Here is a 12,405-nt window from a genome sequence, read left to right on the forward strand (position 1 = left end):
CCCGCGTTGTCGTACCCGTTGCACATAATGGAATGACCCCCGAGCCCCAGGAGGTGCCGTGACCGGCGCTGGTTCTCTGCTCCCACTCCGCTCCCGGCTGCGCGAGCTGCGCCCCGCCGCCTTCGGGGCCGACCCGGCGGGGGACCGCCTGGAGCGGATCCGCCGCTCACCGAACTTCGCGGACGGCGTCTTCCAGAACCCCGAGGGCGCGCGCACGCGTCCCTCGGGCTCGATGGTGGAGTTCGCCAAGATCTACTTCCAGAAGGAGCAGCGGGCCCTGCGCGCCCCCGTGGGCAACATCCCGGTGCACGCGACGACGCTCGCCGACCTCGCCAAGCCGCCCGCCACGGGCCTGCGGATCACCTGGATGGGGCACTCCAGCGTCCTGGCCGAGATCGACGGCCGCCGGGTGCTCTTCGACCCGGTCTGGGGCGAGCGCTGCTCCCCCTTCGCCTTCGCCGGTCCCAAGCGGCTGCACCCGGTGCCCGTCCCGCTGGCCTCCCTCGGCCCGGTCGACGTGGTGGTCATCTCGCACGACCACTACGACCACCTGGACCTGCCCACCATCCGCGCCCTCGCGGGTACGGGGACGGTGTTCGCGGTCCCGCTCGGCGTCGGCGCCCACCTGGAGCACTGGGGCGTCCCCGCAGAGCGCCTCCACGAGCTCGACTGGAACGAGTCGACGAAGGTCAACGGCCTCACCCTCACCGCCACCCCCGCGCGCCACTTCTGCGGCCGCGGCCTGCGCAACCAGCAGCACACCCTCTGGGCGTCCTGGGCCGTCGCCGGTCCCGAGCACCGGATCTATCACAGCGGTGACACGGGCTACTTCGACGGCTTCACGGCCATCGGCGCCGAGCACGGCCCGTTCGACGCCACGATGATCCAGATCGGCGCCTACAGCGAGTTCTGGCCGGACATCCACATGACCCCGGCCGAAGGCATGCGCGCCCACCTCGACCTCCAGGGCGGCCGGCCGCACGGCCTGATGCTCCCGATCCACTGGGGCACCTTCAACCTCGCCCCGCACCCGTGGTCCGAGCCGGGCGAGGGCACGATGGCCGCCGCGGCGGCCGCCGACGCCAGGATCGCGCTGCCGATCCCGGGCGAGCCCTTCGAGCCCGCCGCGCAGAGCGTGCCGTCCGCCCCCTGGTGGCGCCCGGTCGCACCGCCCCCGGCGGACGGCTGGCCCACCCACACCCGCAGGCCCGCCAAGGCGGGGGAGCAGGAGGCGGCGCCGGTCGTCTCCTAGGACACGCCCGGCGGCGGCCGGGACGAGCCCGGTATTTCGTGCTGCCGTACGAGGCGTCATACCAGAGCGGGACACGGAAGGGGGGAATTTTCCAACTGCGCACCGAGGGTGAGGGGTTGACCCCTACTGTGAGTGGCCGACGATCAACGCGGGCCCTCATGGAACGAGCGGGGCCCGGGACCACGATCTCTGGGACCCCACGTACCGAGGACGCAGATGTCTCATCTTCGCGCACCCGCCGCGCGGTCCGACCGCCGCGAGGGCGGGCGGCACGGACGTACGGCACACCGGGCGACCCCCCCGGCCGCACCCGCGGGCGCCCCGGCCCCGGCGGGACGTCCGCCGAGCGGGCAGCGCCCGTCCACCGAGAGCCGGATACGGCCCCAGCTGCTGCGCAGCGCGGTGCTGCCCGCCATGGCCGCCGTGCTGTGCGGCACGGCCGCCGTCGTCGTCACCCTCCACTCCACCCACGCCCACCCCTCGAAGACGCTCTGGGCCGCGCTCGCCGGGATGGCGCTGCTCGCCCTCGCGGCCGTGGCCGCCGCCGCCATCGGCGCCGACCGGGCCGCCAGGACCGTGCTCGCACGCGCCAACGGACTGCGCAGGGGCAGCGCCCGCTCGGCCGCCGACCTGCGCACGGTGGTCGACGGACTGCGCCGCGGCGAGGGGCCGCCCGCCCGTCGCGGACCCGCGCAACTCCCGTCGGGCGCGGACGAGTTCGACCTCCTGGCGCACGAGCTGACCCGCTCCCACGAAGCGGCCGTCGCCGCCGTGGTGCAGGCGTCCCAGCTCTCCAGCAGCGTCGGCAACGAACAGAAGGTCGAGGTCTTCGTCAACCTCGCCCGCCGCCTCCAGTCCCTGGTGCACCGCGAGATCCAGCTCCTGGACGAGCTGGAGAACGAGGTCGAGGACCCGGAGCTGCTCAAGGGCCTCTTCCACGTCGACCACCTGGCCACCCGCATCCGCCGGCACGCGGAGAACCTCGCCGTCCTCGGCGGTGCCATCGCCCGCCGCCAGTGGTCCCACCCGGTGACCATGACCGAGGTGCTGCGCTCCTCGATCGCCGAGGTCGAGCAGTACCCCCGGGTCAAGCTGGTGCCGCCGATCGACGGCACCCTGCGCGGCCACGCGGTCGCCGACGTCATCCACCTGCTGGCCGAACTCGTCGAGAACGCCACCCTGTTCTCCGCCCCGCACACCCAGGTCCTGCTGCGCGCCCAGCTGGTGACCGCCGGGCTCGCCGTCGAGGTCGAGGACCGGGGCCTGGGCATGCCGGTCACCGAGCAGAACAAGATGAACGCGCTGCTCGCCGACCCCGATCAGGTGAACGTGGCCCACCTCCTCCAGGACGGCCGGATCGGCCTGTTCGTGGTCTCGGCGCTGGCCCGCCGGCACGGCATCGCCGTCCGCCTCCAGACCAACATCTACGGCGGCGTCCAGGCCGTACTGGTGCTGCCGCAGGGCCTGTTGGGCGCCGACTCCGAAGCCCCGAAGGAGGGGCAGTCGAGCGAGCGGCAACCCCTGCCCGAGCCGGCCCGCACCCCGCTCCCGGCCCAGCCCCAGGCCCCCGCGGTCCCGCCGCAGGCACCCCCGCCTGCCCCGGCCGCGGCGCCGATGGCGCCGCCCGCCCCCCGCGCGCCCGAGCACGCCGAGCCGCCGGTGTCGTCGCCCGGCCGGCCCCGGCACGGCGAGACCGTGTCCGCCCAGGGCACGGCGCCCCTCCCGGTCCGCGCCGCCCACGAGGAGCGGCCCGGCCCGGCCGGCGCCGTCCCCGGCACCCACCGCGTCACCGGGGAAACCGCGGTGCCTCCCATACCCCCGGCGAACGGTACGGTGCACGGCGCGGGCCGCCCCGACCTGCCCCGGCGCCGCAGCCAGGAGCATCTCGTCCCGCAGCTGCGCGACGCCCCGGCCGCCCGCAGGGAGGACGAGCACGCCGTGCACGACCCGGGGCTGATGGCGGCGTTCCAGCGGGGCATCGGCCTCGCCGAGTCGCAGCCCGCCCCGCACGACCACACGGCCGTACCGCAGCCGCACCCGCCCCACCCCGCCCAGTCGTTACAGCACCCGGCAGAAACTGACGCCGAACACTCCAAGGAGTAGATGCACCATGGCGAGCGATGCGCCGACCGGACACGTCTCGGACCTCGACTGGCTGCTCAGCGGACTGGTCCAGCGGGTGCCCTACACACGCAACGCGGTCCTGCTCTCCTCCGACGGGCTGGTGAAGTCCGTGCACGGTCTCGACGTCGACAGCGCCGACCACATGGCGGCCCTCGCCTCCGGGCTCTACTCGCTGGGCCGCAGCGCGGGCGCGCGCTTCGGCGACGGCGGCGAGGTCCGCCAGGTGGTGGTGGAGCTCGACTCCACGCTGCTCTTCGTCTCCACGGCCGGCTCGGGCACCTGTCTGGCCGTACTCGCCGGGCGCGAGGCGGACGCGGCGGTGCTCGGGTACGAGATGGCGATGCTGGTCAAGAGCGTACGGCCCTACCTCGTGACGCCGGCCCGGCAAGGGGCCGGCACGCCGAGCGGCACGAGGCGCTGAGCGTGCCCGCCCCGCAGGAAGGCCCCTGGCTCGACGACGCGGCCGGGCGGCTGATCCGGCCGTACACCGTCAGCAACGGGCGTACCCGGCCGACCGCCACGCTGGACCTGCTCTCGCAGGTGATGGCGACCGGACAGCCGCCCCGGACACCGCTGGGGCCCGAGCACTCGCAGGCGCTCGGGCTCTGCGAGGGACCCACCTCGGTGGCGGAGATCGCGGCCCATCTGCGGCTGCCCGCCGTCGTCACCAAGGTGCTGCTGTCCGACCTGGTGGACTGCGGAGCGGTGACGGCCCGCGCACCCCGCTTCCACCACACCCCGACCGACCGTTCTCTGCTGGAGGCAGTGCTCGATGGCCTACGACGACGGCTCTGACGTCAGCCCCGCCGTGGATCTCTTCCCCACCGCGCTGAAGATCCTCGTCGCCGGCGGCTTCGGGGTCGGCAAGACGACCTTCGTGGGCGCGGTCAGCGAGATCGAACCGCTCTCCACCGAGGAGCTGCTCACCACGGTCAGCGTGGCGCATGACAGCCTCGAAGGGGTGGAGTCCAAGACCACCACGACGGTCGCCATGGACTTCGGGCGCATCACGCTCGACGAGCGGCACGTGCTGTACCTGTTCGGCACGCCCGGACAGGAGCGGTTCTGGTTCATGTGGGACGAGCTCTCCGAGGGCGCGCTCGGCGCGGTGATCCTCGCGGACACCCGGCGCCTGGAGGACTGCTTCTCCGCCGTGGACTTCTTCGAGCGGCGCGGGATCGGCTTCCTCGTCGCGGTCAACGAGTTCGACGGTGCCTACCGCTACAGCCCCGACGAGGTCCGCTCCGCCATAGACCTCAAGCCGGAGGTTCCCGTCGTGCTGTGCGACGCCCGTATCGGCAGCTCCGGGATCGGGACCCTGGTCACCCTGGTCCAGCACCTGCTGTCCACCTATCCGGCCGCCACCAGCCATGGAGCCCACACATGACGTACGACCCCACCGGCCATCTGCTGCTCACCCCGGTCGACCGGGAGGCGCCCGTCCGCGTCCAGCGGCTGCGCCAGCTCGGTATCGGGGAGCATGTCGATCCGGCGTTCGACGAGTTCGCGCACAAACTCGCGGAGGTCACCGGGGCGCCCTATTCGATGGTCAACTTCATCGACGAGCACCAGCAGTTCTTCGCCGGGCTGCACACCCCCGAGGGGGCGCACGCGGGCACCGATCTCAACGCGGTGGCCGCGTCCGGCGGGGTGAGCCGGTTCATGGCCCGCGACCACGGCTACTGCCCGCACGTCGTGGTGCGCCGAAAAGCCCTGGTCCTGGAGGACGTCTGCGACTACCCGCGGTTCGCGGGCAACCCGGTGGTCGACGAGATCGGCATCCGCTCCTATCTGGGCGCGCCGCTGATCGACCGGACCGGTATCGCGCTCGGCACGATCTGCGTCGTCGACACCGAGCCCCGGCCGTGGGGCCGGGCCGGTCTCGAGACGATCAAGTCGATGGCGGCCGAGCTGATCGAGCAGATCCACCACCGGGAGGACGGCGGCTTCTGACCGCCGCCCCCGATGACCTCCGCGCGGTCAGTGGGCCGCCGCGAACTCGTCCGTGCGTACGACGTCGGAGAGCCGCTGGGACCACTGGCCCTTCGCCGTGCCCAGCGCCACCTCCGCCAGCCGCAGCAGCTGGACGTCCGTGGTGCCGGCCGGGGCGAAGATGTGGTGCGCGTCGCGCAGGTACCGCTCGATGGGGCAGTCGGTGAAGAGACCGGCCGCCGCGTGGATCTCCATGGCGCTGCGGGCCGAGTCGAGCGTGGACTCGACGTTGACCACCTTGGCGTTCATCAGCTCGGCGTCGCAGGGGAGCCCCTGGTCGAGCAGGTGCACCGCGTGGTAGGCCGCGAGCCGGGCCGTCATCAGCCGGGACTGGAGCTGGCCCAGCTTGATCTTGATGTTGGGCAGTTCGTACAGCGGTTTTCCGTAGCGGACGCGCTCCGCGCAGAACCTGCTGGTCTCCTCCAGGATCGCCCGGTGGATGCCGAGCGAGACGGCCGTCAGATTGGCCCGGCCGTACAGGACGCTGGAGGAGTAGGCCACGGCGAGCCCGTCGCCCTCCTCGCCGAGGCGGCTCTCCACCGGCACCCGGCAGTTGTCGAAGCGGAGTTCGCCGAAGCTGAAGCCGTGCAGGCCCATCGTGTCGCGCTCGGCGCCGAGGGAGAACCCGGGCCGGTCGGACTCGACCAGGAACGCGGTCAGCCCGCCGGAGCCGGGGCCGGTGCGGACGACGACGCCGTGCACGTCCCCGACATGGCTGTTCCCCACGTACACCTTGCGCCCGTTGAGGACGTAGCTGTCGCCGTCGCGGACGGCGCTCGCCGTCATCCCGAGGACATGCCCGCCGGACTCGGGCTCGGTCACCGCGATCGTGGGCAGGCAGTCACCGGCGGCGATCGCGGGCAGCCAGTGCTTCTTCTGCTCCTCGCTGCCGAAGTGGACTATCTTGGCGACCCCCAGCTGGGAGGCCTGGACCATGGCGCCCATGGCGCCGCTGACCCGGGAGAGCTCCTCGATGATGATCGTCTTCCCGAGGTGTCCGACCCCCATCCCTCCGTACGACGGACTGACGGTGGCACCTATCCAGCCCTGCCGGGCGATCAGCCGTGACAGGTCGTACTGGACGGAACGCGCCGCCTCCATCGCCGCTATCCGGGGCCGGATCTCGCGTTCCGCGAACTGGCGTACACGCTCCCGTAGTTGATGGTGCGGGCGGCTGCTGAAGTATCCGTCCATGGCGAGCCCTCCTCCGCGAAACGCCTGCTCGTCACGGTGTTCGAGCAGGTGGTGCATCGGCAGTGGTCCCCGTCCCGAAGAGGCCGACCCACTCATGTTGTTGATCATTCAGTGGCGCTACAACGTGCTTGTCAACTTTGGCCGAAACAGGGCGTGTTGACGTTTGACTACTGGTGTGTTCTGTGAGGTTGGCCTCCTCGGTTCCACTCGGTTGGCATTCCCCGGTCTCGTCTTCTTGCCACATGCCAACGGCAAAGGTTTCGTGGGCATACGGCACTGAGGGACGGGTTCTGGTCCCGGACGCGCACCGAAATGGCATCGAGGAGCACCCGGGAAGGCGCGGCGAGGCCGCGCGCGAACGCGTCCGGAGGCCATTCGGCCATCCGCCGTACGGCCTCCGCCTGTGCGAACCTGATCGTTTCACCCGGCGGCCCTCGGGCAGGACCACGTACCGGCGCCTTGGGGCGGAGTCCGGTGGAGATGGCGCGAAAGCGTTGTCGCAGGCGCGCGCCCCGGCGCGCGGTAACGGCCCGGGCGCCGATGTCATCATCGGGCAGCGGGGCGGTCCGGCGAGCGGGCCATCCCGCCCGGACCGTAAGGAAGTTGACCATGACCGACCTCCGTATCGGCGTCCTCGGCTACGGCCTGCGCGGCAGCCTCGCCCGCGTCGCCCACCGCCCCGGCCGCGGCTCCGTCGTGACCGCGCTCGCCGACCCCGACCCCCGGGCCCGCGCGGAGGCGGCCGGGGCCTTCCCCGAGGCCGCCCTGACCGGCGACCACCGCAAGGTCGTCGAGGACCCCGACATCGACGCCCTGCTCGTCCTCACCCCCGACCACACCCACGCCGACCTCGCCTGCGCGGCCCTGCGCACCGGCAAGGCCGTGCTGGTGGAGAAGCCCCTGGACATCTCGGTCGAGCGGTGTGACACGATCCTGCGTACGGCGTACGAGACCGGGTCGCGGCTCTACGTCGGCCACAACATGCGCCACATGCCGGTGGTCCGCCTGATGCGCGACCTGGTCGGGCGCGGGGCGGTCGGGGCCGTCAAGACGGTGTGGATCCGCCATTTCGTCGGCTACGGCGGCGACTGGTACTTCAAGGACTGGCACGCCGAGCGGGCCCGCACCACCGGGCTGCTGCTCCAGAAGGCCGCCCACGACATCGACGTGCTGCACTGGCTGGCCGGCGGCTACGCGCGCGACGTCCAGGCGATGGGCGACCTCATGGTCTACGGGGACAACCCGCACCGGCGCGCGGCGGGGGAGCCCAAGGCGGACGACTGGTACACCAAGGACGGCCACTGGCCGCCGCACACCCAGCGGGCGCTCAACCCGGTGATCGACATCGAGGACGTCTCCCTGCTGAACATGCGCCTGGACAACGGGGTGCTCGCCGCCTACCAGCAGTGCCACTTCACCCCCGACTACTGGCGCAACTACACCGTCATCGGGGACGCGGGCCGCCTGGAGAACTTCGGCGACGGGCCGGGCAGCCGGGTCAAGGTGTGGAACACCCGCCGCTCCCACTTCCGGGACGAGCCCGACGAGGTCCACGAGGTGCCGCCCGCCCGGGACGGCTCCGGGCACGGCGGGGCGGACCCGCTGCTGATGGACGAGTTCCTGCGGTTCGCCCGCGAGGGCGGCCCCACCGACACCTCGCCGGTCGCCGCGCGGATGGCGGTGGCGGCGGGCTACGAGGCGACCATGTCCCTGCGCGACGGCGGCACGCCCCGCCGGGTCGAGCCGCCGGCCCCGGATCTGGTGGCGTATTTCGCGGGCGGTCAGCGGCGCCGCTCCACGGCGCCGGACCCGACGGCCGAAAGCGGTTCGTGACCACCGGTCGAAGTGCGGTATTGTTCTCGTGCACGTTCGGCCGGGGGAAACCCCAGGTCAGGCGGGCACCGGGACGTGGCGCAGCTTGGTAGCGCACTTGACTGGGGGTCAAGGGGTCGCAGGTTCAAATCCTGTCGTCCCGACCAGCGTTTTCGCAGGTCGGAAGCCGTCTTCTCCATCGGAGAAGGCGGCTTTCCGTGTGTTTTCTCCCGTTCCCGGGTCCCTTCGCGGGCCCGCCACCCCGGGGCAGGGCCCTGTCCGGGCCGGGGCCACCACGAGATATCTTGATGTCGAGCAATGTTGCATACGTGGAGTGGAGCACCCGGTGACTGACTCGACCATCATCTACACCCACACTGACGAGGCGCCCGCGCTGGCGACGTACTCGTTCCTGCCTGTGGTCCAGGCGTATGCCTCGACGGCCGGGGTCACTGTGGAGACGCGGGACATCTCGCTGGCCGGGCGGATCATCGCCCTCTTCCCGGAGTACCTCCAGGAGGGGCAGCGCATCGACGACGCCCTCGCCGAGCTCGGCGAGCTGGCGAAGACGCCCGACGCCAACATCATCAAGCTGCCGAACATCTCGGCCTCGATCCCGCAGCTCAAGGCCGCCGTCGCCGAGCTTCAGGCGCAGGGCTACGCCCTCCCGGACTACCCGGACGACCCGAAGACCGACGAGGAGCGCGACATCCGCGCCCGCTACGACAAGGTCAAGGGCAGCGCCGTGAACCCGGTGCTGCGCGAGGGCAACTCCGACCGCCGCGCCCCCGCCTCGGTGAAGAACTACGCCAAGGCCCACCCGCACCGCATGGGCGCCTGGACCCCCGAGTCCAAGACCAACGTGGCGACCATGGGCGAGAACGACTTCCGCTCCACGGAGAAGTCCGCGGTCATGCCGGCCGACGGCACGCTGCGCATCGAGCTCAAGGGCGACGACGGCTCGACCACCGTGCTGCGCGAGTCGGTACCGGTCCTGGCCGGCGAGGTCGTCGACGCCTCGGTGATGCGCGTCGCGGCGCTGCGCGAGTTCCTGACCGCGCAGATCGCCCGTGCCAAGCAGGAGGGCGTGCTGTTCTCGGTGCACCTCAAGGCCACGATGATGAAGGTCTCCGACCCGATCGTCTTCGGTCACGTCGTACGCGCCTTCTTCCCCGGCACCTTCGCCAAGTACGGCGAGGCGCTCGCCGCCGCGGGGCTGACCCCCAACGACGGCCTCGGCGGCATCCTCGCGGGCCTCGCGGCCCTGCCGAACGGCGACGAGATCAAGGCCTCCTTCGACGCCGAGCTGGCCGAGGGCCCCGCGCTCGCCATGGTCGACTCCGACAAGGGCATCACCAACCTGCACGTGCCGTCCGACGTGATCGTGGACGCCTCCATGCCGGCCATGATCCGCACCTCCGGCCACATGTGGGGCCCGGACGGCCAGGAGGCCGACACCCTCGCGGTGCTCCCGGACTCCTCCTACTCCGGCGTCTACCAGGCCGTGATCGAGGACTGCCGCGCCCACGGCGCCTACGACCCGGCGACCATGGGCTCCGTGCCGAACGTCGGCCTCATGGCGCAGAAGGCCGAGGAGTACGGCAGCCACGACAAGACCTTCGAGGTCTCCACCACCGGCACCGTCCGCCTGGTCGACCAGAACGGCGACGTCGTCCTGGAGCAGGCCGTCGCGGCCGGCGACATCTTCCGCGCCTGCCAGACCAAGGACGCGCCGATCAAGGACTGGGTGAAGCTCGCCGTCACCCGCGCCCGTGCCACCGGTGACCCGGCCGTCTTCTGGCTCGACGAGACCCGCGCCCACGACGCCAACCTGATCGCCAAGGTCCGCCAGTACCTGGGCGAGCACGACACCGACGGCCTGGACATCCGGATCCTCGCCCCGGTCGAGGCCACCAAGCTGTCGGTGGAGCGCATCCGCCGCGGTGAGAACACGATCTCCGTCACCGGCAACGTGCTGCGCGACTACCTCACCGACCTCTTCCCGATCCTGGAGCTGGGCACCAGCGCCAAGATGCTCTCGGTGGTCCCGCTGATGAACGGCGGCGGCCTCTTCGAGACGGGCGCCGGCGGCTCCGCGCCCAAGCACGTCCAGCAGCTGGTCAAGGAGAACTACCTGCGCTGGGACAGCCTGGGTGAGTTCCTGGCCCTCGCGGTCAGCTTCGAGCACCTCGCCACGACCAAGGGCAACGCGCGCGCCCAGGTCCTGGCCGACACGCTCGACCGCGCCACGGGCTCCTTCCTCAACGAGGACAAGTCCCCGAGCCGCAAGCTCGGCGGCATCGACAACCGCGGCAGCCACTTCTACCTGGCCCTGTACTGGGCCCAGGAGCTGGCCAAGCAGACCGAGGACGCGCAGCTCGCGCAGGCCTTCGCCCCGCTGGCCAAGACGCTGGCCGAGCAGGAGGAGACCATCGTCGCCGAGCTGATCGCGGTCCAGGGCTCCCCGGCCGAGATCGGCGGCTACTACCAGCCCGACCCGGCGAAGGCGGCGGCGGTCATGCGCCCGTCGACGACGTTCAACGAGGCCCTCGCGCTCCTCGGCTGATCCCGAGCGGCACCCGACCGCCCCGGCCGGCACCACGCCCGGCCGGGGCGGTCCGCTTTTCCCGGATCTTCCCGTGTTCCCCTGCGGCTTCCCGTACGTGACGTGCCGTCAGCGTACGGATACCGTCGCCCGGCGTACGGCCGCCCGCTCCGGCGCGCGTTCCCGCGGCCACACCGCCGTCGCCGCCCCGGCCGCCGCCAGCGAGACCAACCCCAGCACCCCGGCCGTCACCGGCACCCCGGCCCCCGCCGCCAGCCATCCCGCCAGCGGATACGTCAGCAGCCAGCAGCCGTGGGAGAGCGAGAACTGGGCGGCGAACGCGGCCGGCAGTTCGGCCGCGGGAGCGCAGCGGCGGATCAGCCGGCCACCGGGGGTCAGTACCGCCGAACTGGCCGCGCCGATCGCCGCCCAGGTCACCAGCATCCCCGCCCAGCTCCCCCTCCCCGCCGGGGCCAGGGTGGCGAGGGCCACCGCGACCAGGACGCCCGGCAGTGCGTAGGCGGCGCGGAGCATCACCGCGCGGTCGCTCGCCCGGGACAGCAGCCGGGGGAGCCACAGGGCGGCGGCGATGGAGCCCGCGCCGTACGCGCCGAGGGCCAGCGAGACCGCGCCGGCGGACTCGTGGAAGTGGCCGCGCACCACGACCACCGTGTTGACGAAGACCATCGCGCCGGCCGCCGCCACCGCGAGGTCGAGGGCGAGCAGCGCCCGCAGCCGCGGCTCCGCCCAGAACAGCCGGGTCCCGGACGCCGCCTTGGCGTAGGCGCCGCCGGTGCGCGCGGGCTCCGGCGCGGGCCGGGGCAGTACGGCCGACACGACCAGGGCGGCGGACCCAAGGAAGCCCAGGGTCGTGCCCGCGAAGAGCCAGTGGTAGGAGACGGCGGTCAGCAGCAGGGCCGCGAGCGCGGGGCTCAGCAGGCTCTCCAGGTCGTAGGCGAGGCGTGACATGGACAGCGCGTGGGTGTAGTCGCGCTCGGCGGGCAGCACCTCGGGCACGGTCGCCTGGAAGACCGGCGTGAAGGCGGCCGAGGCCGCCTGGAGCAGGAAGATCAGGACGTACACCTGCCAGACCTGCGCGACGAACGGCAGGGTCAGGGCCACGCCCGCGCGCAGCAGATCGCTCGCCACGAGCAGGGCCCGGCGCGGGACGCGGTGGGCGAAGGCGCCCACGAGCGGGGCGACGCCCACGTACGCCACCATTTTGATCGCCAGCGCGGTGCCGAGGACGGCCGAGGCGTGGCCGCCCGCCATGTCGTAGGCGAGCAGGCCCAGCGCGACCGTGGCGAGGCCGGTGCCGAGGAGCGCGACGACCTGCGCGGTGAACAGGTGGCGGTAGGCGCGGTTGCGCAGTACGGACAGCATGGGATCCGTCCCGGGGGCACGAGAAGGTGCGGGGAGCCCCATCGTAACCAATGCGTGCGTACTTATGCACATGTTCGACGGTCGTCACCCGTGGGACGCCGGT

10 protein-coding genes and 1 tRNA gene are annotated in these 12,405 nt (G+C 72.2%); 9 read left to right on the forward strand and 2 right to left on the reverse strand.

From position 1 onward, the window contains the following. Positions 1 to 58 precede the first annotated feature (58 nt). From ABZ404_RS12285 to ABZ404_RS12310, 6 genes are all read left to right on the forward strand, one after another. Positions 59 to 1,252 carry an MBL fold metallo-hydrolase gene (locus ABZ404_RS12285; protein ID WP_358834401.1) on the forward strand — a complete coding sequence of 398 codons (1,194 nt, stop codon included), beginning with the start codon at positions 59 to 61 and terminating at the stop codon, positions 1,250 to 1,252. Between the two features lie 216 nt (positions 1,253 to 1,468). After that, positions 1,469 to 3,355 carry an ATP-binding protein gene (locus tag ABZ404_RS12290; protein ID WP_358990353.1) on the forward strand — a complete coding sequence of 629 codons (1,887 nt, stop codon included), beginning with the start codon at positions 1,469 to 1,471 and terminating at the stop codon, positions 3,353 to 3,355. A gap of 7 nt (positions 3,356 to 3,362) precedes the next feature. After that, positions 3,363 to 3,797, forward strand: a complete 435-nt coding sequence (locus ABZ404_RS12295; RefSeq protein ID WP_067166122.1) for a roadblock/LC7 domain-containing protein — start codon at positions 3,363 to 3,365, stop codon at positions 3,795 to 3,797. Between the two features lie 2 nt (positions 3,798 to 3,799). Then, on the forward strand, positions 3,800 to 4,171 hold the full coding sequence (locus ABZ404_RS12300; protein ID WP_358836060.1) for a DUF742 domain-containing protein: 372 nt from the start codon (positions 3,800 to 3,802) through the stop codon (positions 4,169 to 4,171). Further along, a complete protein-coding gene (locus ABZ404_RS12305) occupies positions 4,149 to 4,763 on the forward strand; it encodes an ATP/GTP-binding protein (RefSeq protein WP_358836059.1) in 615 nt (204 codons plus the stop codon). The genes ABZ404_RS12300 and ABZ404_RS12305 overlap by 23 nt, the downstream gene beginning before the upstream one ends. Beyond that, entirely contained in the window at positions 4,760 to 5,329 is a 570-nt protein-coding gene (locus ABZ404_RS12310; protein WP_358836058.1) for a GAF domain-containing protein, read from the forward strand. Before ABZ404_RS12305 ends, ABZ404_RS12310 begins: the two co-directional genes overlap by 4 nt. Positions 5,330 to 5,356: 27 nt before the next feature. Here the strand turns inward: ABZ404_RS12310 and ABZ404_RS12315 are convergent, their stop codons facing one another. Beyond that, positions 5,357 to 6,562, reverse strand: a complete 1,206-nt coding sequence (locus tag ABZ404_RS12315) for an acyl-CoA dehydrogenase family protein (RefSeq protein ID WP_358836057.1) — start codon at positions 6,560 to 6,562, stop codon at positions 5,357 to 5,359. 609 nt (positions 6,563 to 7,171) lie between these two features. Here ABZ404_RS12315 and ABZ404_RS12320 point away from each other — a divergent pair. The 3 genes from ABZ404_RS12320 to ABZ404_RS12330 all read left to right on the forward strand — a co-directional run bounded on the left by ABZ404_RS12320 (position 7,172) and on the right by ABZ404_RS12330 (position 10,940). Continuing rightward, positions 7,172 to 8,395, forward strand: coding sequence for a Gfo/Idh/MocA family oxidoreductase (locus ABZ404_RS12320; RefSeq protein WP_358836056.1), 1,224 nt, complete (start codon positions 7,172 to 7,174; stop codon positions 8,393 to 8,395). Between the two features lie 69 nt (positions 8,396 to 8,464). After that, positions 8,465 to 8,541: transfer RNA gene (locus tag ABZ404_RS12325), tRNA-Pro, on the forward strand. Between the two features lie 179 nt (positions 8,542 to 8,720). Further along, positions 8,721 to 10,940: an NADP-dependent isocitrate dehydrogenase gene (locus tag ABZ404_RS12330; protein WP_358836055.1), complete on the forward strand. Its 2,220-nt coding sequence runs from the start codon at positions 8,721 to 8,723 to the stop codon at positions 10,938 to 10,940. 108 nt (positions 10,941 to 11,048) lie between these two features. Here the strand turns inward: ABZ404_RS12330 and ABZ404_RS12335 are convergent, their stop codons facing one another. Next, on the reverse strand, positions 11,049 to 12,302 hold the full coding sequence (locus ABZ404_RS12335; RefSeq protein WP_358836054.1) for an MFS transporter: 1,254 nt from the start codon (positions 12,300 to 12,302) through the stop codon (positions 11,049 to 11,051). Between the last annotated feature and the right edge of the window lie 103 nt (positions 12,303 to 12,405).

It is taken from the genome of Streptomyces sp. NPDC005878 (assembly GCF_040629815.1).
Taxonomy (GTDB): domain Bacteria; phylum Actinomycetota; class Actinomycetes; order Streptomycetales; family Streptomycetaceae; genus Streptomyces.

Coding starts and splice junctions, on each gene's coding strand:
- ABZ404_RS12310 (WP_358836058.1), top strand. CDS start 4,760: ATGACGTACGACCCCACCGGCCATCTGCTGCTCACCCCGGTCGACCGG.
- ABZ404_RS12290 (WP_358990353.1), top strand. CDS start 1,469: ATGTCTCATCTTCGCGCACCCGCCGCGCGGTCCGACCGCCGCGAGGGC.
- ABZ404_RS12335 (WP_358836054.1), bottom strand. CDS start 12,302: ATGCTGTCCGTACTGCGCAACCGCGCCTACCGCCACCTGTTCACCGCG.
- ABZ404_RS12320 (WP_358836056.1), top strand. CDS start 7,172: ATGACCGACCTCCGTATCGGCGTCCTCGGCTACGGCCTGCGCGGCAGC.
- ABZ404_RS12295 (WP_067166122.1), top strand. CDS start 3,363: ATGGCGAGCGATGCGCCGACCGGACACGTCTCGGACCTCGACTGGCTG.
- ABZ404_RS12315 (WP_358836057.1), bottom strand. CDS start 6,562: ATGGACGGATACTTCAGCAGCCGCCCGCACCATCAACTACGGGAGCGT.
- ABZ404_RS12305 (WP_358836059.1), top strand. CDS start 4,149: ATGGCCTACGACGACGGCTCTGACGTCAGCCCCGCCGTGGATCTCTTC.